Here is an 18,444-nt window from a genome sequence, read left to right as displayed (position 1 = left end):
GCCCAGTCAAGGTAACCACACGTCCAAACCTGCATACGGACCGACACATTATGAAAAAACAGATCTCGTTCATCGCTGCGGGCCAGACCGCCAAGGCGCTCATCCTCGTGTACCTGACCTTCAGCGTGCCGATCGTGCTGCTCGGCGTGCTCGTGGCGTTCGTGCGCTATGGGTCGGTCGAGCTTTCCACCATCTTCAGCGCGCTGCTGCTGAACGCGATTGTCGGCTTCATCCTGCTGTGGATCGCCTGCCACGCATACAACTGGGTCGCGTCGCGCTTCGGCGGTATCGAGATCCATCTCTCCGACGTGCCCGAGGAAGCCTGATGGCCGCGACGATCCGCGCCGCCACCCCCGCCGACGTCGGCGCGATGCATGCACTGATGTATGAGCTCGCCGAGTTCGAAAAGCTCACGCACCTGTTCACGGGCACCGCCGAGGGCCTCGCCGACGCGCTGTTCGGCACGCGTCCCGCAGCCGAGGCGCTGGTGGCGGAAGACGCCGGCCGCATCGTCGGCTATGCGCTCTTCTTCCACAACTATTCGACCTTCCTGAGCCGCCGCGGTCTGTATCTCGAAGACCTCTACGTCCAGCCGTCGCAGCGCGGCACCGGCCTCGGCACGGCGATGCTGCGCGCGCTCGCGGCGCTTGCCGTCGAACGCGGCTGCGCGCGCTTCGAGTGGACCGTGCTCGACTGGAACACGCCGGCCATCGGCTTCTACGAGAAGCTCGGCGCGACGGTGCTGCCCGACTGGCGCGTCGTGCGTATGACCGGCGAGGCGCTCGAAAAGCTCGCCGCGCCTGCGGAACCGGCCATCGGTTAAGTCCGCCGCCCACGCTTCAATGCAAACGGGCCGCCTGCATCAGGCGGCCCGTCGTCTTTTGGGCTTTGGCGCCCCGGCGAGGAAGTACGCCCTCACTCGTCGCCGGCTCCCCCTTCGCCTCCCGGCTCGCCGTTGCGCAACGCGTCGCCGAGCAGGTTCGCCGCGGCATCGCCCGGCAACGCTTCCACGTCGCGCAGCTTGCGGTTCATCGCGCGCGTGCGCACCTCGGCCGCTTCGATCGAACGCGTCACCGTTTCGAGCTGCGACTTCGTGCGCGCAAGCACGTCCCCGAACTTGCCGAACTCCGTCTTCACCGCGCCGAGCACCTGCCACACTTCGCTCGAGCGCCGCTCGATCGCCAGCGTGCGAAAACCCATCTGCAGGCTGTTGAGGAGTGCCGTGAGCGTAGTCGGGCCCGCCACGCTCACGCGATAATCGCGCTGCAGCAGATCGGTAAGTCCCGGGCGGCGCAGGATTTCCGCGTAGAGCCCTTCGGTCGGCAGGAAGAGCAGCGCGAAATCGGTCGTGTGCGGCGGTGCCACGTATTTCTCGGCGATCGTGCGCGCCTCCGCGCGGATGCGCAGCTCGAGCGCGCGCCCCGCCTCTTCGATGGCGAGCACGTCGGCGCGCTCCTGGGCGTCGATGAGACGCTCGTAGTCCTCGCGCGGGAATTTGGCGTCGATGGGAAGCCAGACGGGTTCGCCCGGGTCGGCGCCGCCGGTGCCCGCTATGCCGCGCCCCGGCAGGCGAATGGCGAATTCCACGCGTTCCGTGCTCTTCGGCACCGTCGCCACGTTCTTCGCGTACTGCTCCGGCGTGAGCATCTGCTCCAGCAACGCTTCGAGCTGCACCTCGCCCCACGTGCCGCGCGTCTTCACGTTGGTCAGCACCTTCTTCAGGTCGCCCACGCCCGCCGCGAGCGTCTGCATCTCGCCAAGCCCGCGATGCACCTGCTCCAGGCGGTCGGAGACGAGCTTGAACGACTCGCCAAGACGCTGTTCGAGCGTTGCGTGCAGTTTCTCGTCGACCGTGCGGCGCATTTCCTCGAGCTTGGCCGCGTTGTTCGCCTCGATGTCCTTCAGACGCTGTTCGAGCGTTGCGCGCACTTCGGCGAAGCGCCGGTCGTTGACTTCGGTGAGCTGCGCGAGCTGCTGCGTGAGCAGCGCGCCGAAGTGGCGCAGCGCGGCGCCCTGCTCGTCGCGCGCCTGCTGCGCCTGCTGGTACAGGCTCTGGCGCACGGCGTCGAGCTGCTGCGTGTGGGTCGCCGTGAGCTTGGCGAGCTGTTGCGCGAAGCCGTCGATCTGGTTGTTCTGCACCGTCGCGATGCTCGTGAGCTGCGCGGCGAGCGCCTGCTGCACCTGGGCGAAACCGCCGCCGAACTCGCTGCGCGATACCTGCGCCGTGCGCGCGATCTCGTTACGCAGTTCGCGCTCGATGCGCTCCGCCGCGCGCGCCTGCGTGTCGGTCGAGGCGGCGAGCCGGTCGCTCAGTTGATCGAGCGCGTCGAGCATGGCCTCGGCCTCGCCGTCGTCCTGCCCATGACGCGCGCGCAGCAACGCCACGAGCGTCGCAACGAACGCGATCGCCAGCGCGACGAGCGCCAGCGACATGCCTGCGAGCAAACTCATGTACGCGCTTTCCCCAACACTGCGGCGTTGATCGGATTGGGCGGCTGCCCCGCGCGCGGGCCTTCGCCGAGCGCGGCGATCAGGTTGTCGGCGGCGAGGTTCGCCATGGCGCGGCGCGTGGCCTCGCTCGCGCTCGCGATGTGCGGCGTGAGCACGACGTTCTCCACTTCGAGCAGCGCCGGATGCACGCGCGGCTCGCCCTCGAACACGTCGAGGCCGGCCGCTGCGATCCGGCGCGTGCGCAGCGCCTCGGCGAGCGCCGCGTCGTCGACGATGCCGCCGCGCGCGATATTGGTGAGCGTCGCGGTGGGCTTCATCAGCGCGAATTCTGCGGTGCCGATCGTGTGATGGTTCTCCGCCGTGTAAGGCAGCACGAGCACGACGTGATCGGCCTCTTCGAGCAGGGCCTGCTTCGAGCGGTATTCTGCGTTCAGCTCGCGCTCGATTTCCGGCGCGACGCGCGAGCGGTTGTGATAGACCACCCGCATGTCGAAGCCGCGCGCGCGACGCGCGAGCGCCTGCCCGATGCGGCCCATGCCGATGATGCCGAGCGTCGATCCGTACACGTCCGAGCCGAGAAACATATCGAACGACCACTTGCCCCACTTGCCCGCGCGCAGGAAGTGCTCGGACTCCGTGACGCGGCGCGCCGCCGCCATCATCAGCGCCCAGCCGAAGTCGGCCGTGGTTTCGTTGAGCACGTCGGGCGTGTTGGTGCCGAGCACGTTGGCCGAGTTGAACGCGGCCATGTCGAAGTTGTTGTAGCCCACGGCCATGTTCGACACCACACGCAAACGCGGCGCGGCCGCGAGCGTCGACGCGCCGATGGGGTCGCCCGCCGTGAGTGCGCCGTCCTTGTCCGCGAGGCGCTGGTTCAGCGCCTCGGGCGACAGCGCGTCGCCGTTGTTCCAGTCCACGTCGAAATACCGCTTGAGCCGATCGATCACGTCGGGAAAGATCGGGCGCGCCACGAGAATCTTTTGCATCGTTGCTCTCCACACTTCAGTCGTTGTCCGCCATTGTTGCGCGTGACGGGGCGCTCAGGGAAGCTTTGCGGAAGTCCCGCCGCTAGACGAAAAAGAGCCAGGTGGCCGCGAGAAAGACCGGCACGAGTAGCGCGCCCGACCAGCCAAGATAGCCGAAGAAGCCCGGCATGCGCACGCCGCGAGACTGCGCGATCGCCTTCACCATGAAGTTCGGCGCGTTGCCGATATAGGTGAGCGCGCCCATCCATACCGCGCCCGCCGAGATCGCGGCGAGCGCTTTCGCGCCACCCGACATGAGCGCATTGGCGTCACCGCCCGCGAGGTTGAAGAACACCAGATAAGTGGGCGCGTTGTCGAGAAACGACGAGAGCAGGCCCGTCGCCCAGAAGTACATCGCTTCGTTCGGGCGGCCCGAGGCGTCGTTCACCAGCGAGATCAGCGAGGCGAACGCGCCGGCATCGCCCGCGCGCAGCATCGCAATGACGGGCGCGATCGTCACGAAAATGCCCGCGAAGAGCTTCGCCACTTCGACGATCGGCGACCACTCGAAACCGTTGTCGGCGCGCGCTTCCTTCGACGTGAACGCGAGCGAGATCAGCGCGAGCGCAACGAGTCCGGCATCGCGCACGAGGTTCTGCAACTGCAGGTGCGCGCCTGCGGCCTCGAAAGCGATGCCCGGCCGCCACAAACCGCTCGTCAGCACGAGCGCGACGAGCAGCGCGAGCAGCACGAAGTTGGCCTTGCCGCCGATCGAAAACGTGGCCGTGTCCGGCGTCGGGTCGAGCGCGGCGGCGCGCACTTCGCCAGCGCGGCTGAAGTACCAGCTATCGAGCGCATGGAACACCGCGAGCAGCACGCCGCAAACGAATAGCATCGGCCACGCGAGATGCTTTGCAGTCCAGAAGAATCCCACGCCGTTCAGGAAGCCGAGAAAGAGCGGCGGATCGCCGAGCGGCGTGAGCAGCCCGCCCGCGTTCGCGACGAGAAAGATGAAGAACACGACCACGTGCACGTTGTGCAGCCGGTTGTCGTTCGCGCGCAGGAGCGGCCGGATCAGCAGCATCGCCGCGCCGGTCGTGCCCATCACGCTCGCGAGCACCGTGCCGAGCGCGAGGATCGCGGTATTCGCGCGCGGCGAACCGGACAGATTGCCATACACGCAAATGCCGCCCGCTATCGTGTAGAGCGCGCCGAGCAGGACGATGAACGGTAAATACTCGTCGACGACGGCGTGCACGAAGAGCGGATACGTCGCGCCGAAACCGTGTATGGCCGAGAACGGCAGCAGGAACGCGAGTGCCCAGGCCGCCGAGATCTTGCCGAAGTGACGATGCCAGAATGCGCCGGCCAGCATGGGAAAGAACGCGATCGAAAGCAGCACGCCGGCGAACGGCAGCGCCCAGGCGGCGCCGAGCGATGCGCCGTCGACCGCCGCCGCCTGCGCGTTCGTGCTGAGAAACGTCAGCGCGAAGGCGGGCGCGAGCGCCGCGAACCCGCGGCGATCACGCGCCATGCACGACGATCACATGCACGCGATACGGCCCGTGCGCGCCGAGAATGATGGTCTGCTCGATATCGCCCGTACGCGAGGGCCCGGAAACGAAGTTGACCGCACGCGGCAGCTCGCCGCGTTCGGCGCGCATGAGCGCGAAGGCATCTTCGTGGCCCGCGACGATGCGCGAAGCGGGCACGACGGCAATGTGCGTCTCGGGCAAGAGCGCACCCGATGCCCACGTTTGCGGGCTGGAGAGCAACACCAGCGTGCCGGTCTCGGCCGTGGCGCAAAAGCAGCCCGTGAGGCCGACGAGATCGCGGTCCCCGGGCTTGCGGAATTGAACCGCGAGGCCCGCGCCGGCCCAGTCGAGCGCGTCGAGCGTTTGCCACGCGACAGCCTGCATCGGCAGTCCGAGCTCCGCCAGGTAGCGTTGCGCGGCGGCGGGTGCGTCGGCGAGCAGCCCGACTTCGGCGACGGTGCTCGACATCTTGCGCGCCTCGCCCACGAAGCGCGCGACGAGATCGCCCTCGAGTGCCGGACGCGGACCTTCGGGATGGCGCGCGAGGTAGTCGGCAACGGCTTGCCGCTCGTGCGCCGCGGGCGTGGCCTCGCGTCCCTGCGCCGCGCGAATGCGCGCGAGTATGCTGCGGCGGGCGGCCGTCGTGTCCATGAACGTCCTCGTCAGATGAAGAAAAGCGACGCGCCGATTATACCGGCGCGCCGCCCTGCGCTTCGCGCGCGTCTTGCGCGTTCTTACTTGCCTGCGCTCTCTTCTTCCACAGGCTGCTCGATGCCGAACACCTGGCGCAGATAGGCGAGATACGCCTTGTCGTCGCACATGTTCTTGCCCGGCGAATCGGAGAGCTTGGCGACCGGCTGCCCATTGCAGCGGACCATCTTGATGACGATCTGCAGCGGCTGATAGCCGAGGTCGTTGGTGAGGTTGGTGCCCACGCCGAATGCGAGCCGGCAGCGGTCGCCGAAGCGCTCGTACAGGCGTAGCACCTTGGGAATGTCGAGCGCGTCGGAAAAGATCATGGTCTTCGTGCGCGGGTCGCAGCGGTTGTCCTCGTAGTGCTTGAGCAGACGCTCGCCCCATTCGAACGGATCGCCCGAATCGTGGCGCGCGCCGTCGAAGAGCTTGCAGAAGTACATGTCGAAGTCGCGCAGGAAGGCCTGCATGCCGTAGACGTCGGACAGCGCGATGCCGAGGTCGCCGCGATACTCCTTCGCCCACATCTCGAAGCCGTAGATCTGCGAGTCGCGCAGGCGCGGCCCGAGCGCCTGGCACGCCTGCAGATACTCGTGCGCCATCGTGCCGAGCGGCGTGAGGTTGTGCTTCATCGCATAGTAGACGTTGCTCGTGCCCGCGAACTGCTCGCCGAGATCGTCCTTGAGCGTGAGGATCACCTCTTCGTGCCAGCGCTTCGAGAAGCGGCGGCGCGTGCCGTAGTCGGCGATCTTGCAGTCGGCGAATGCGGGTTTCGCGCCGAGCAGCTCGATCTTGTGGCGCAGACGCTCGCGGCCCTCGTCGTACTGCGGGTGATGCTGCGTATTGCGGAAGTAGACCTCGTTGACGATGGCGAGCACCGGAATCTCGAAGAGAATCGTGTGCAGCCACGGTCCCTTGATTTCGATGTCGATCTCGCCGTTGCCCTTCGGCGACGGCGCGACCGAGATGTACTTTTCGTTCAGGTGAAAGAGCGCGAGAAAGTCGACGAAATCGCTCTTGATGAAGCGCATCTTGCGCAGGTACTCGAGTTCGGGCTCCGCGAAGCGCAGCCTGCAGAGCTTGTGGATCTCGCTGCGGATCTCGTCGACGTACGGCACGAGATCGATGTTCGGCGTGCGGCAGCGGAAGCGGTATTCCACGTTGGCCGCGGGGAAATGATGCAGCACCACCTGCATCATCGTGAATTTGTAGAGATCGGTATCGAGCAGCGAAGTAATGATCATGATGGGCCAGCCGGACAGCAATCGGATAGCACCCGCGAAGCGGGAAGCACGACGCGGCACGGGATACGGGCCTTGCGGCGGCTTTGGGTCGCGAGCGCCAGCGGTGCCCCATGTTACCCCAATGCCTGCGCGAGCCGCATGCCCGACGGCACGCCGTCTTGCGCGCAAGGGGCAATCGTTGCGGGCCGCGCCATCTTATAAACTAATCACGAAACGATCTAAGGACCGGCGCGGGCGTCTGGCTGGGGTAATTCCTCATCAGTTACAATACCGTTTTTGGCAAACCGCCATCCCCCGATACAAAAAGCTTGCAGGAGTTGCCTGAATGACTCACGTTGTGACCGAAAGCTGCATCAAGTGCCGCTATACCGACTGCGTCGATGTGTGCCCGGTGGACTGCTTTCGCGAAGGTCCCAACTTCCTCGCGATCGATCCGGACGAATGCATCGACTGCGCCGTGTGCGTGGCCGAGTGCCCGGTGAACGCCATCTACGCCGAAGAAGACGTCCCTGGCGACCAGCAAGCGTTCATCGCGCTGAACGCCGACCTGGCTAAGGGCTGGCCGAGCATCACCAAGACGAAGGCCCCGCTGCCCGAAGCCGACGAATTCAAGGACGTGAAAGACAAGCTCGCGTTGCTCGCGCGCTAACCGCTTGCCCGGGTTGCCGCGTGCCGGAATAATCTCTTGCGCAGCGAATTGCCCTGACGAGATGGCGACAGGGTATTGACAGCCCCCACCGGACCCCATAGAATTTCGTTCTCTGCTTTTGTTGATCCCCGATAGCTCAGTCGGTAGAGCGCCGGACTGTTAATCCGTAGGTCCCTGGTTCGAGCCCAGGTCGGGGAGCCAAGATTCACAAAAGCCCGTTAATCACAACGGGCTTTTTTATGACGTAAAGCGTTGTCGCTGTATTGCTGTTCCCCGATAGCTCAGTCGGTAGAGCGCCGGACTGTTAATCCGTAGGTCCCTGGTTCGAGCCCAGGTCGGGGAGCCAAAATATCGAGGGGTTGCGTGTTGCACGCAACCCCTTTTTCTTTTGATACGCGTATTGCGCTCGCCGTGAGCACTCTCCGACCGCGATTCAGGCATCGGCGTGCTTCGGCAGCTTGCCCTGAGTTCCCCGCCCTCCCCGATAATGTCACTTCGTCATCCTCGGGAATCCGCATGAAATCCAGTCGCCGCCTTGCCGCCCTTCTCGCCTGCGCGAGCCTCGGCGCCTCCGCCCACGCCGAGCAGATCGGCAGCGTGAACACCAACTTTCGCGTGACCGGCTCGGACAAGGTCGTCGTCGAGGCCTACGACGACCCGCAGGTGCAAGGCGTCACCTGCTACGTCTCGCGCGCCCGCACGGGCGGCGTGAAGGGTACGCTGGGCATTGCCGAGGACCCCACCGAAGCGTCGATCGCCTGCCGCCAGGTCGGGCCGATCTCGTTTTCCGGGCCGCTCAGGCAGCAGGCCGACGTCTTCAACGAGCGCATGTCCTTCCTTTTCAAAACACTGCACGTCGTGCGCGTGGTCGACGCAAAGCGCAACGCGCTCGTCTACCTGACCTATAGCGACCGCGTCGTGAGCGGCAGCGCGAAGAACAGCGTCACGGCCGTGCCGGTGCCGTCGGGCACGACGATTCCGCTGCGCTAAACTGGGGTTCTTCCGCAGGACCTTCATCATGGCCGATTCCCGTTTCCGCGATTGCGCCCGCTACTGGCGCACGCCGCTTCTCCCTGGCGCGGATCTCGTCACGGCCACGTACAACGAGCACACGTTTGCACCCCACTGGCACGAGGCGTACACGATTCCCGTGATCGAGGCCGGCGCGGAGCGCTATCGCTACCGCGGCGCCCAGCACGTCGCCGAAACGGGCAGCGTGCCCGTCATCAACCCGGGCGAGTTGCACACGGGCTCGCGCGCCGCCGACGAAGGCTGGAGCTATCGGGTGATGTACGTGCCGATCGACTTCCTGCACGGACTCGCCAGCGAGATCGCCGGCCGCGCGCAGCCGTTGCCGTGGTTCGACAGCGAGGTGATTCACGATCTCGATCTCGCACACCGGCTCTCGCACGCGCACCGCCTGCTCGAAGCCGATACCGACCGGCGACACGCGGCAGTCGCGCTCGAAACGCCTGCGGGCAAGGCGAGCGCATTGCCCGCGGACTGGCTTGCGGTGGAAAGCGCGCTGCTCGACGCGCTCGCCTCGCTGCTCACGCGTTACGGCCGCACGCGCGAGGCGGCGCTCAAGCACGGCCCGAACGACCCGCGCGTGGAAACGATGAAGGCGCTGCTCGCCGCCGATCTCTGCGCGCCGCTGCGCGTGGCCGACCTCGCCCAGGCGGTCGGACTCTCGCCGTTTCACGCCACGCGGCTCTTCACGCAGGCGACCGGCCTGCCGCCACACGCGTGGCGCACGCAGTTGCGCCTGCAGCGCGCACTCGGCCCGTTGCGCGAAGGCGCCACGGTCGCCGACGTCGCCGCGGCGAGCGGCTTCACCGACCAAAGCCATTTCACGCGGCACTTTCGCCGCATGTTCGGGGTGCCGCCGGGACGCTGGCAGTCGTCCTGACATTCGCGCGTCTGCACGCCGCAAGAACGTACAAGCCGCCCGCGCTTCCGCCCGCTATGCTGTCCCCCTGTATCAGGAGGACAGTTTGACCACGCATCCCAACCGTTTTACCGAATGCGTCGCCGGCGCGCGCGACACGATCCCCATGATGATCGGCGCCGCGCCCTTCGGCGTGATCTTCGGCACGCTCGTCACCTCGGGCCCGCTTTCGCTCTGGCACGGCCAGTTCATGTCGCTCGCCGTGTTCGCGGGCTCCGCGCAGTTCATCGCGCTCGGTCTGATCGCCTCGCACGCGAGCTTCGCCGTCATCTGGGCCACCACGCTCATCGTGAACCTGCGCCACGTGCTCTACAGCGCAACGCTCGCGCCCTATGTCTCGCATTTGCCGCTGCGCTGGCGTCTCGTGCTGGGCGCCATGCTCACGGACGAGGTGTTCGCCGTCGCCTGGGCGCATTTTCGCCGCCATCCGCCCGGCGACGACGTCTCGCCGTGGCATTTCCTCGGCTCGGGGATGTCGATGTATCTGAACTGGCAGCTCTGGACTGCGGTCGGCCTGCTGTTCGGCGCCGCGTTTCCGGGCCTGCAGTCGCTCGGCCTCGACTTCGCGATGGTCGCGACCTTCATCGCCATCGTCGTGCCGCAACTCGTCGCGGTGCGCTATCTCGCCGCCGCCTTCACCGCGGGCGTGCTCGCCTTCCTGTGGCAGGGCTGGCCGTACAAGCTCGGTCTGCTCGGCGCCGTGCTCGCAGGCGTCGTGGTCGGCGTGGTCCTGTCGCGCCCCGGGTCGCCGCGCGGCGCACGCGCCGCAGGCGAGCGCCCCCGCAAGCCGCCCACCGTTCAACGCACCGCCGGAGCCGGCCGATGAACTACGTCGTCTTGATTCTCGGCATGGCGTTCATCACCTTGCTCGTGCGCACCGCCGTGTTCGTGCTCGGCGAGCGGCTCGCGTTCCCGCCGCTCGTGCGCACGGCGCTCGGCTTCGTGCCCGTCACCGTGCTGACGGCCATCATCGTGCCGATGGCGGTCTCGCCCCACGGCCAGGGAGCCGAGCTCACCTGGCGCAACCCGCAGCTCGTGGGCGCGCTCGCGGCCGTTGTCGTCAGCGCGCTCACGAAGCGGCCGCTTCTCACCATCGCGGTCGGGCTCGGCGTGTTCTTCCTCTGGCAAGGCGTCGTTCTGCGCTAAGGGCTCCGGCACCGCTTGCGCTCAAGTTTCGCCCCATCGCGCCGATAAACCCGACATGGCCTGCTCTGGCAGGCTAGTGCTCGAACGGCGAGAGCGCGCGAGAAGGGACAAGGATTACACCGGGGCAACCACAATGGGGCAGATCACCCTCAACCTGAAGGAAGAAACGCTTGCGTCGCTGCGCAAGGACTTCGACGCGTTCCTGCGCGTCTCGCTCAAGCTCGACCCGCAGTTCGCCACGCCGTCGTTCGAGGACTACCTGCGCGCAAAACTGCTCGACAACATGACGCCACTCACGGAGCACGCCGTCCAGCGGCTCCTGCAGGGCGGCCAGTACGCGTGGGCCAAGCGCACGCTCGACAAGGAATTCCCGGAGGTCGTCTCGATCCTCATGCGCCAGGCCGGCGAATTCGGCTTCGGCTTTGCGTCGCGGCCGGAGTGGACGCCTGACGAGCTGTCCAAGCAGTGCCGCGACTGGGCGGCCGCCATCGTCAGCGAGGCCCAGGGCGACGACTCGCTGGTCGACCCGCTCGCGGCGCAGATCAAGTCGGGCGTGCAGGACATCCAGGCGCTCGAAGAATCGATGCAGACACCCGCATGGCGGCTCTCGGAATCGCTGCGCCAGCGGGTGTATGAGGCGAAGATCGGTTGCGAGCAGGCGAGCGGCAGCGCGGCGCGCGAGCGTCTGGGCGAGCTGCGCGGGCTGCTGCGCATGGGCGTCACGCACGGGGCGTTTCAGAAGCAGGAAGCGCAGCAGATCATGGAGTACTTGCGGCTGCTCAAGCCGGAGATCTTCGTCGAGGAGCCCGACGACGTATTCGCGCGCTTTGCCGCGTGGCTGCGCAACTTCTTCATGCCGCCTGCGCGCACCACGGCGCGCGGACAGTCGCACTGAGCACGGGCGCGCCGGCGAGGCGGCCCCCTAGTCCCACATTTTTCTGAGCTTCGCGGCGATCTCGACCTTCGCCTGCGCGGCGGCGGCGAGTCCCGCCGCGCTCGGCGCGCTTGCGACGGACGCAGGCGGCCATGCACGCGATTCGAACAGCGGCAGCATGGGCGCGCCGATGAAGCGCGTGCGCGACGCCCACACGTGCCGGTCGCCCGACGCCGCCTGGTTGTGCACATAAAACCTCTGCGGCACGACGATGTGCAGATCCTCCTTCGCGCGCGTCATCGCCACGTAGAGCAGACGCCGCTCCTCCTCCAGTTCCTCGTCGCTGCCCGCGCCGAGATCGGACGGAATGCAGCCGTCCACGCCGTTGAGCACGAACACATTGCGCCACTCCTGCCCTTTCGCCGAATGGATCGTCGAGAGGATCAGATAGTCCTCGTCGAGCAGCGGGTCGGCGGATTCGGCGCTCGTGGCATCGGGCGGATCGAGCGTGAGCTCGGTGAGAAAGCGCTCGCGCGAGGCATAGGTGCTCGCAATGCTCTCCATCTGCAACAGATCGGCAAGGCGCGCCTGGGCGTCTTCGTAATTGCGCTCGAGGTGCGGCTCGTACCATCGCCGCACGCGCTCGAACTCGGCGGGCCAGGGCGTCGCGCGCATGGAAAGGCTGTCGACGAGCGCGGCGAACGCGGGCCAGTCCTCGGCCGCGCGCGGCGGCGGCGCGAAGGCCGCGAGCGCCTCGGCGGCGCGATACGCGCCCGTGCACGCGGCCACCTGATCGAGCAGGCGCGCGGCGTTGGCAGGCCCGACACCGGGCAGCAACTGCGTCACGCGAAAGCCCGCCACGCGGTCGAGCGGATTCTCGGCCCAGCGCAGCACCGCCAGCACGTCCTTCACGTGCGCGGCATCGAGAAAGCGCAGTCCGCCGAACTTCACGAACGGGATGTTGCGCCGCGCCAGCTCGATTTCGAGCGTCGCGCTGTGGTGCGCCGCGCGAAACAGCACAGCTTGTTGCTTGAGCTTCATGCCCGCCTCGCGCGCCTCGAGAATCTGCTCGACGACGTAACGCGCCTGCGTGGCTTCGTCGGCGACCGTGACGAGGCGCGGGCGCTGCTGCGAAGCGCGATCGGTCCACAGGTTCTTCGTGAAGCGCTCGGTGGCGGCGTCGATCACGGCGTTCGAGGCCGCGAGGATCGGCGCCGTCGACCGGTAGTTGCGCTCGAGCGTGACCTGGCGCGCGGGCGGATCGAACTGCGCCGGGAAGTCGAGAATGTTGCGCACCGTCGCGCCGCGAAACGAGTAGATGGCCTGGGCGTCGTCGCCGACCACCGTGAGGCCGCGGCCGTCGGGCTTGAGCGCGAGCAGGATCGAGGCCTGCAGGCGGTTGGTGTCCTGGTATTCGTCGACGAGGATGTGGTCGAAGCGGCCCGCGAGATCGGCGGCGATGGCGGGTTCGGCGGCCATGTGCGCCCAATAGAGCAGCAGATCGTCGTAGTCGAGCACGTTCTGCTTCTGCTTGGCGTCCACGTAGGCGGCGAACAGCACGCGCAGTTGCGGCTCCCATTCGAGGCACCACGAAAACGACCGGTTGAGCACGTTCGCGAGCGGCTCGCCCGTGTTGACCGCGCGCGAATAGATCGCGAGACACGTCGATTTCGACGGAAAGCGCTTCTCCTTCGCCGAAAAGCCGAGTTCGTGCCGCACGAGGTTCATGAGATCCGCGGAATCCTCGCGGTCATTGATGGTGAACGCCGGCGAGAGGCCGATGTGATCGGCGTATTCGCGCAGGAGCCGCGCGCCCACGCCGTGAAACGTCCCCGCCCAGGTGAGCCCCTGGGCAAGCGTGACGGCCACGCCTGGCACGCCGGCGGCGATGCGCGCCACGCGGCGCGTCATTTCCTGTGCGGCGCGGCGCGAGAACGTGAGCAGCAGGATGCGATGCGGATCGGCGCCGTTCGCGATCAGATGCGCGACGCGGTGCGCGAGCGTGTTGGTCTTGCCCGACCCCGCACCCGCGATCACGAGCAGCGGCCCCGGCAACGCGCAGCCAGGCGCGTAGCCCGCTTCGCCGCCGTGCTCGACGGCCTCCCGCTGCGCATCGTTGAGCTTCGCGAGCCACGCTGAGACGGCGTTGGCCACATCGGCGTGCGCCTCGTTGGCGGCGGGAGCGGACGGAAAATCGGCGACGGAAACAGTGGACACGGCAGGCGCAGGACGGATGAACGTGGCGAAACGCAAGGAGCGACGCATACTGTATATCCATACACCGCGCATCGGCAAGCGCCTGATTCCATGGCGATCTGGCGATATTTAAGGACGGCGGCGCGACGGGGTTTCATTCGGGACGCCATGCCGAAGGCGCGAAGCGAAGCGGCGGCGCCCGCTCCCGGACGCCGCCGCTTCGCTTCCCGCACGATCATCGGGCGGCCAGACGGCCGCCGCCGGCTTCAGCCGCTTATGGCTGGGCCTGGCCACCCTGCTGCTGCGCCGACGCGCCGCTCATCTGATCCTTCATTTCCGAGTCGTTGGCCTGCCGGTCGGCCTTGTGGTTGATCTTCGCGTCCTTCACCTGTGCTTTGTACTGCGACTTCGCCTGCTTCTTCGCCTCGCCGTATTCCGCGCTCGCCGACTTCTTTGCGCTGCGGTATTCGGCGTTCGCCGCCGCGTTGGCATTGCGCTTTTGCACGAGCGGATCAGGCGATTGCGGCGCGGTCAGGTTTTGCGGCGCGGGTGCGGGTTGCGCGACGCCGGCCGCCGCCGGCGCCTGGCCTGCCGCGGCACCCGGAGCCGCGGCAGGCGCCATCGCCGGGGCTTCGCCGCCAGGCTGCGCCGCGCCCGGAGTCGCGTTTTGGGCGAACGCGCCCTGCGCGAACGCGGCGGCAGTGGTCACGGTGGCAAAAGCGGCGGTAGCGGTGAGCAGCTTGCGAATCTGGGTCATGGCATATCCTCTTTGCAGTGGTTCCGAAGGCGCTTTTGCAGCGGGCATGCCCGCCACAGCCGCGCCCCCGCTCGATGAAGCCGCTGAAGCGGCACTTTCGATCAACGGTGCAACCATTTTGGTCTGAAGATCGCCACCGGGTCCCGCGACGTTACGCAACGTTTCATTTGCTGACGAATTCATAACATCCGGCCCCGGAATGCCACCGGCCCGTCAGAGCCGCAATCGCTTATCATGCTCACCCTTCGCGCGCCGCCGCGCGCCTTTCGCCTTTCCGATCCGCCATGCCCAACCTCGATTTCACACTCACCGGCGACTACGTCGAACTGCACAACCTGCTGAAAATCACCGGCCTCGCCGATAGCGGCGGCTCCGCCAAGCAGATCGTCGCCTCGGGCGCGGTGAAGGTGGACGGCGAGGTGGAACTGCGCAAGACCTGCAAGATTCGCGCAGGGCAGGCCGTGCTGCTCGGCGACACGCGCATAGCCATCAAGGCGCCCGACTGAAGTGGCGTGCGGAAGGTGCGTGCGGACGTGGCCTGGGAGGTTGCGAGCGGGCCGCAGCCATGCACCAGATTTGAGCGCGCGGATCGACAAGGCGGCCATCGCGCAATAAGCTTTCAGCTTCGACAGTCGAACGCACTCAACATACCGCGCGGCGCGATTCTCTCGCGCCGCTGGCTTTTCATGACCCGAACCACGCTTTCCGGCGCTGTCGCCTCGCCGCCCACGCTGCGCCACCATGCCGCCGATACTGCCCGCCTCGCCGGCCCGCTCGCGATCGCCCAGCTCTCGCAGATGGCGATGAGCGTCACCGACACGGTGCTGCTGGGCTCGCTCGGCGCGGATGCGCTCGCCGCGGGCGGCCTCGGCGCGAACATGTTCTTCGTCGTGGTGACCGTGCTCCAGGGCGTGCTCACCTCGGTGAGCGTGAGCGTCGCGCAGGCGCGCGGCGCCCACAACGAAAGCCATGTGCCGCATATCTACTGGACGGGCTTCGCGCTCTCGCTGCTGCTTTCGCTGCCCGCCTTCGCGCTGCTCTCGTTCGCCGAGCCGATCCTGCGCGCGCTCGGCGAGCCGACGCTGCTCGCGCGCCACATCGGCGAGTACGCGGCCGTGCTGCGCTGGGGCGCGCCCGCCAGCCTGATCGGCGTGGGGCTCATGCGCTCGTTCCTGCCCGCCATCGGCGCGGCGCGCCGCCTTCTGTGGGTGTCGATCGCGGGCGTGTTCTTCAACGGCTTCCTCAATTTCGGACTGATCCACGGCGCGTGGGGCCTGCCGCGCCTCGGCTTTCTCGGCTCGGCCGCCGCCACGGCCACGACGGTCTGGCTCACCGCCCTCGTGCTGATGGCGCTCCTCCACCTGCGGCCGTCGCACCAGCATTTCGTCGCCGCGCGCCGGCCCACGGCACCGCTCATGGGCGAACTCTTCACGATCGGCTGGCCCGTCGCGATCACCTATGCCGTCGAAGCGACGCTCTTTCTCGCCACCGGCCTCGTCGCGGGCCTGCTCGGCGAGACGCCGCTCGCGGCGCACCAGATCGCCCTGAACGTGGCTTCGGTCACCTTCATGGTGCCGCTCGCCATCGGCCAGGCGGCCAACGTGCGCGTCGGCTACTGGGCTGGCGCGGGCATGCCGCGCGCCGCGCGCCACGCGGGTTTCGTCGCGCTCGGGCTCGGCGTCGGCTTCATGTCGCTCTCGGCGCTCGTCATGGTGCTCGCGCCGCACCGGATCGTCGGGCTCTACCTGCATCTCGACGACCCGGCCAACGCGCACACGGTCTCGCTCGCGGCAACGCTGCTCGGCGTCGCGGCCCTCTTCCAGATCGTCGATGGCGTGCAGACTGTCGGCTCCGGCTGCCTGCGCGGCCTGAAGGACACACGCATACCGATGCTCGCGGCCACGCTCGGCTACTGGGGCATCGGTTTTCCAACGGGTTACGCGCTCGCCTTCCATTTCGGGCTCGGCGCACTGGGACTCTGGTGGGGCCTCGCGGCGGGCCTCGCCACCGTCGCCGTGCTCATGACCTGGCGCTTTCACCGGATAAGCCTGCGCGCACAAACCCGCGCCGCCACGGCCGCCCGCGCCGGTTGAAGCGCCCGCTTAACGCGCCCGCCCGCCGCGGCGCGAGCGGTTAGAATACGCGGCCGGCGCCCTTGAGCGCCGTCCGTCCCACGAGGGCAGAAACAGCAAGGAGACAGCCGCGCAGTCGCGGGCGCCGCCGGCCACCCCGGCGTCCGCCGCTACGCGCGGTCCGCCCGGGCGTTTGCGCTCGCAAGCATCGACGCTTTCGCCCGCCCCGCAGCCCGCGCCACGACATAACGAAACTACTCTCACGGACCCCCTTTCATGCTTGCCCCGATTACTCGACTCTTCCCGCTCTGGGCCGTCCTCGTTTCATTGCTCGCCTACTTCGATCCGGGCTTCGTCGCGCCGATTGCGCCGCACGTCACGACGCTCCTGATGACCATCATGCTGGCGATGGGCGTCACGCTCTCGTTCGCCGACTTCCAGCGCGTGTTCACGCGCCCCGCGCCCGTGGCGGCCGGCATCTTCCTGCACTATCTCGTCATGCCGCTCGCCGCCTGGGCGATCGCCAGGGTGCTGCGCATGCCGCCCGACCTCACGGCGGGCATGGTGCTCGTGGGCAGCGTGGCGAGCGGCACGGCCTCGAACGTGATGATCTATCTCGCGCGCGGCGACGTCGCGCTCTCGGTGACGATCAGCGCGCTCTCGACGCTCGTCGGCGTGTTCGCGACGCCGCTGCTCACGCGCCTCTACGTCGACGCCTCGATCGCCGTCGACGTGCGCGGCATGCTGATGAGCATCCTGCAGATCGTCGGCCTGCCCATCGCGATCGGCCTTGCCGTCAACCGCCTCGCGGGCGGCCTCGTGCGGCGCATCGAGCCGGTTTTGCCGCTCGTCTCGATGGTCTCGATCCTCGCGATCATCGCCGCCGTGGTGGGCGGCACGCATGCGAGCATCGCCACGGTCGGCCCGCTGGTCGCGCTCGGCGTGGTGCTGCACAACGGCATCGGCCTGCTCGGCGGCTACTGGGGCGGCCGCCTGCTCGGCTTCGACGAGTCGGTGTGCCGCACGCTCGCCATCGAAGTGGGCATGCAGAACTCGGGCCTCGCCGCGACGCTCGGCAAGCTCTACTTCTCGCCGCTCGCCGCCTTGCCGGGTGCGCTGTTCTCCGTGTGGCACAACCTCTCGGGCTCGGTACTCGCGGGCTACTGGGCCGGCAAGCCGGCACGCGGCAGCACGCGCGATGCGCAAAGCGCAGCGGGCGCGACGCCCGAACGCGGCTGAACCCCGTGCTCGCCGCGGCCCGACGCATGCGGGCGACTCGCGCGGCGGCCGAGCGCCGGCCCAGCGTCGCCGCACTTACGCCGCGCGTTCCTTCGGCTCACGGGCTCGCACACTGGCCAGCCCGCGCTTCGCCAGCCGTCCGCGCATCCACGCGCGCAGGCGCGCGAAGCGCCGCTCGCGCGGCTGCGAGAGCGGCTGCACTTCGCAGCGCACCGCCTCGCGCCATCCGCTGATGCGCGCCTGCTCGCCGGGCGCAAGCGGCAGCGCTTCGCCCGGCGCGAGCCAGTAGTCCTCGGCGTCGCCTTCGACCGTCATCCAGACGCGGCCTTGCACCGCCATCACGAAACAACCGTGCGCCGCACGGATCGTGCGGCAGGCGTCGCGAGGCACGCTCAGCGCGAGAGCGTCTGCGGTTGCGGTTGCGGCTTTCATTGCGGTCCCCCATCGTTCGGCATGGGCGCAGTGTCGCGCCGGAGCCGCCGCAGACGTTTCCGGCCGCGCTGAAACGTAGCCGTCGCTCATCTGGAATCCGGCCCGGGAATTGCTGTGGCGAGCATGCTTGCCGCTACTGATCTCGCGGACGGCTCCCGTAAAATCTTCGTGGAGCCGTGCAATGAAAACGAACCATCACGCGGCGTGCAGACGCCATGGAGAATCCGCTTGCTCGCGCATCCC

Annotated in this window: 19 protein-coding genes and 2 tRNA genes; 13 read left to right on the top strand and 8 right to left on the bottom strand. The window is 67.7% G+C overall.

Annotation, left to right across the window (positions count from 1 at the left end):
* Positions 1-50 precede the first annotated feature (50 nt).
* Positions 51-326, top strand: a complete 276-nt coding sequence (locus BLU17_RS21225) for a hypothetical protein (RefSeq protein ID WP_028212919.1) — start codon at positions 51-53, stop codon at positions 324-326.
* Complete coding sequence (locus BLU17_RS21220) at positions 326-823, top strand: GNAT family N-acetyltransferase (RefSeq protein ID WP_092000821.1); 498 nt, start codon at positions 326-328, stop codon at positions 821-823. Before BLU17_RS21225 ends, BLU17_RS21220 begins: the two co-directional genes overlap by 1 nt.
* A 92-nt stretch (positions 824-915) precedes the next feature.
* Here the strand turns inward: BLU17_RS21220 and BLU17_RS21215 are convergent, their stop codons facing one another.
* The 5 genes from BLU17_RS21215 to pncB form a co-directional block, all read right to left on the bottom strand.
* A complete protein-coding gene (locus BLU17_RS21215) occupies positions 916-2,451 on the bottom strand; it encodes a DNA recombination protein RmuC (protein ID WP_425434122.1) in 1,536 nt (511 codons plus the stop codon).
* Positions 2,448-3,437, bottom strand: a complete 990-nt coding sequence (locus BLU17_RS21210; protein ID WP_092000818.1) for a 2-hydroxyacid dehydrogenase — start codon at positions 3,435-3,437, stop codon at positions 2,448-2,450. The genes BLU17_RS21215 and BLU17_RS21210 overlap by 4 nt, the downstream gene beginning before the upstream one ends.
* An 82-nt stretch (positions 3,438-3,519) precedes the next feature.
* A complete protein-coding gene (locus BLU17_RS21205) occupies positions 3,520-4,950 on the bottom strand; it encodes a sodium:proton antiporter (RefSeq protein WP_092000817.1) in 1,431 nt (476 codons plus the stop codon).
* Positions 4,940-5,602 carry a LutC/YkgG family protein gene (locus BLU17_RS21200; RefSeq protein WP_092000815.1) on the bottom strand — a complete coding sequence of 221 codons (663 nt, stop codon included), beginning with the start codon at positions 5,600-5,602 and terminating at the stop codon, positions 4,940-4,942. The genes BLU17_RS21205 and BLU17_RS21200 overlap by 11 nt, the downstream gene beginning before the upstream one ends.
* A gap of 83 nt (positions 5,603-5,685) precedes the next feature.
* Positions 5,686-6,888, bottom strand: coding sequence for a nicotinate phosphoribosyltransferase (gene pncB / locus BLU17_RS21195; RefSeq protein ID WP_092001008.1), 1,203 nt, complete (start codon positions 6,886-6,888; stop codon positions 5,686-5,688).
* Between the two features lie 325 nt (positions 6,889-7,213).
* Here pncB and fdxA point away from each other — a divergent pair, with 325 nt between their 5' ends.
* From fdxA to BLU17_RS21155, 8 genes are all read left to right on the top strand, one after another.
* Positions 7,214-7,537 (top strand): ferredoxin FdxA, encoded by a 324-nt coding sequence (gene fdxA, locus BLU17_RS21190; RefSeq protein WP_092000814.1) that lies wholly within the window; start codon positions 7,214-7,216, stop codon positions 7,535-7,537.
* Between the two features lie 125 nt (positions 7,538-7,662).
* A tRNA-Asn gene (locus tag BLU17_RS21185) sits at positions 7,663-7,738 on the top strand.
* A 69-nt stretch (positions 7,739-7,807) separates the two neighbouring features.
* Positions 7,808-7,883, top strand: a tRNA-Asn gene (locus BLU17_RS21180).
* Positions 7,884-8,053: 170 nt separating this feature from the next.
* A complete protein-coding gene (locus BLU17_RS21175; RefSeq protein WP_092000812.1) occupies positions 8,054-8,527 on the top strand; it encodes a CreA family protein in 474 nt (157 codons plus the stop codon).
* Positions 8,528-8,555: 28 nt separating this feature from the next.
* Positions 8,556-9,446: a helix-turn-helix transcriptional regulator gene (locus tag BLU17_RS21170; RefSeq protein ID WP_092000810.1), complete on the top strand. Its 891-nt coding sequence runs from the start codon at positions 8,556-8,558 to the stop codon at positions 9,444-9,446.
* A 145-nt stretch (positions 9,447-9,591) separates the two neighbouring features.
* Positions 9,592-10,311 carry an AzlC family ABC transporter permease gene (locus BLU17_RS21165; RefSeq protein ID WP_092001005.1) on the top strand — a complete coding sequence of 240 codons (720 nt, stop codon included), beginning with the start codon at positions 9,592-9,594 and terminating at the stop codon, positions 10,309-10,311.
* Entirely contained in the window at positions 10,308-10,631 is a 324-nt protein-coding gene (locus BLU17_RS21160; protein WP_092000807.1) for an AzlD domain-containing protein, read from the top strand. The genes BLU17_RS21165 and BLU17_RS21160 overlap by 4 nt, the downstream gene beginning before the upstream one ends.
* A gap of 133 nt (positions 10,632-10,764) precedes the next feature.
* Entirely contained in the window at positions 10,765-11,526 is a 762-nt protein-coding gene (locus BLU17_RS21155; protein ID WP_092000804.1) for a DUF4088 domain-containing protein, read from the top strand.
* Positions 11,527-11,553: 27 nt separating this feature from the next.
* Here the strand turns inward: BLU17_RS21155 and BLU17_RS21150 are convergent, their stop codons facing one another.
* Both BLU17_RS21150 and BLU17_RS21145 read right to left on the bottom strand, forming a co-directional pair.
* A complete protein-coding gene (locus BLU17_RS21150) occupies positions 11,554-13,770 on the bottom strand; it encodes an ATP-dependent helicase (RefSeq protein WP_092000801.1) in 2,217 nt (738 codons plus the stop codon).
* 205 nt (positions 13,771-13,975) lie between these two features.
* Positions 13,976-14,458, bottom strand: a complete 483-nt coding sequence (locus tag BLU17_RS21145; protein ID WP_092000797.1) for a hypothetical protein — start codon at positions 14,456-14,458, stop codon at positions 13,976-13,978.
* A gap of 284 nt (positions 14,459-14,742) precedes the next feature.
* Between BLU17_RS21145 and BLU17_RS21140 the strand changes: the two genes are divergently transcribed.
* The 3 genes from BLU17_RS21140 to panS all read left to right on the top strand — a co-directional run bounded on the left by BLU17_RS21140 (position 14,743) and on the right by panS (position 17,769).
* A complete protein-coding gene (locus BLU17_RS21140; protein ID WP_092000794.1) occupies positions 14,743-14,964 on the top strand; it encodes an RNA-binding S4 domain-containing protein in 222 nt (73 codons plus the stop codon).
* A gap of 180 nt (positions 14,965-15,144) precedes the next feature.
* A complete protein-coding gene (locus BLU17_RS21135) occupies positions 15,145-16,551 on the top strand; it encodes an MATE family efflux transporter (RefSeq protein ID WP_092001002.1) in 1,407 nt (468 codons plus the stop codon).
* Between the two features lie 255 nt (positions 16,552-16,806).
* Positions 16,807-17,769 carry a ketopantoate/pantoate/pantothenate transporter PanS gene (panS, locus tag BLU17_RS21130; RefSeq protein ID WP_092000791.1) on the top strand — a complete coding sequence of 321 codons (963 nt, stop codon included), beginning with the start codon at positions 16,807-16,809 and terminating at the stop codon, positions 17,767-17,769.
* A 75-nt stretch (positions 17,770-17,844) separates the two neighbouring features.
* Here panS and BLU17_RS21125 read toward each other — a convergent pair whose 3' ends face one another.
* The gene (locus tag BLU17_RS21125; protein ID WP_092000788.1) at positions 17,845-18,201 is read right to left on the bottom strand and encodes a DUF2917 domain-containing protein; all 357 of its coding nucleotides are present in this window, start codon (positions 18,199-18,201) and stop codon (positions 17,845-17,847) included.
* Positions 18,202-18,444: the final 243 nt, after the last annotated feature.

Origin of the sequence: Paraburkholderia lycopersici, from assembly GCF_900096975.1 — a bacterium.
GTDB lineage: Bacteria > Pseudomonadota > Gammaproteobacteria > Burkholderiales > Burkholderiaceae > Paraburkholderia > Paraburkholderia lycopersici.
Note: the sequence above shows the minus strand (reverse complement) of the source record. Positions and strands in the feature narration are given on the sequence as shown.

Coding starts and splice junctions, on each gene's coding strand:
- BLU17_RS21225 (WP_028212919.1), top strand. CDS start 51: ATGAAAAAACAGATCTCGTTCATCGCTGCGGGCCAGACCGCCAAGGCG.
- BLU17_RS21220 (WP_092000821.1), top strand. CDS start 326: ATGGCCGCGACGATCCGCGCCGCCACCCCCGCCGACGTCGGCGCGATG.
- BLU17_RS21215 (WP_425434122.1), bottom strand. CDS start 2,451: ATGAGTTTGCTCGCAGGCATGTCGCTGGCGCTCGTCGCGCTGGCGATC.
- BLU17_RS21210 (WP_092000818.1), bottom strand. CDS start 3,437: ATGCAAAAGATTCTCGTGGCGCGCCCGATCTTTCCCGACGTGATCGAT.
- BLU17_RS21205 (WP_092000817.1), bottom strand. CDS start 4,950: ATGGCGCGTGATCGCCGCGGGTTCGCGGCGCTCGCGCCCGCCTTCGCG.
- BLU17_RS21200 (WP_092000815.1), bottom strand. CDS start 5,602: ATGGACACGACGGCCGCCCGCCGCAGCATACTCGCGCGCATTCGCGCG.
- pncB (WP_092001008.1), bottom strand. CDS start 6,888: ATGATCATTACTTCGCTGCTCGATACCGATCTCTACAAATTCACGATG.
- fdxA (WP_092000814.1), top strand. CDS start 7,214: ATGACTCACGTTGTGACCGAAAGCTGCATCAAGTGCCGCTATACCGAC.
- BLU17_RS21175 (WP_092000812.1), top strand. CDS start 8,054: ATGAAATCCAGTCGCCGCCTTGCCGCCCTTCTCGCCTGCGCGAGCCTC.
- BLU17_RS21170 (WP_092000810.1), top strand. CDS start 8,556: ATGGCCGATTCCCGTTTCCGCGATTGCGCCCGCTACTGGCGCACGCCG.
- BLU17_RS21165 (WP_092001005.1), top strand. CDS start 9,592: ATGATGATCGGCGCCGCGCCCTTCGGCGTGATCTTCGGCACGCTCGTC.
- BLU17_RS21160 (WP_092000807.1), top strand. CDS start 10,308: ATGAACTACGTCGTCTTGATTCTCGGCATGGCGTTCATCACCTTGCTC.
- BLU17_RS21155 (WP_092000804.1), top strand. CDS start 10,765: ATGGGGCAGATCACCCTCAACCTGAAGGAAGAAACGCTTGCGTCGCTG.
- BLU17_RS21150 (WP_092000801.1), bottom strand. CDS start 13,770: ATGCGTCGCTCCTTGCGTTTCGCCACGTTCATCCGTCCTGCGCCTGCC.
- BLU17_RS21145 (WP_092000797.1), bottom strand. CDS start 14,458: ATGACCCAGATTCGCAAGCTGCTCACCGCTACCGCCGCTTTTGCCACC.
- BLU17_RS21140 (WP_092000794.1), top strand. CDS start 14,743: ATGCCCAACCTCGATTTCACACTCACCGGCGACTACGTCGAACTGCAC.
- BLU17_RS21135 (WP_092001002.1), top strand. CDS start 15,145: ATGACCCGAACCACGCTTTCCGGCGCTGTCGCCTCGCCGCCCACGCTG.
- panS (WP_092000791.1), top strand. CDS start 16,807: ATGCTTGCCCCGATTACTCGACTCTTCCCGCTCTGGGCCGTCCTCGTT.
- BLU17_RS21125 (WP_092000788.1), bottom strand. CDS start 18,201: ATGAAAGCCGCAACCGCAACCGCAGACGCTCTCGCGCTGAGCGTGCCT.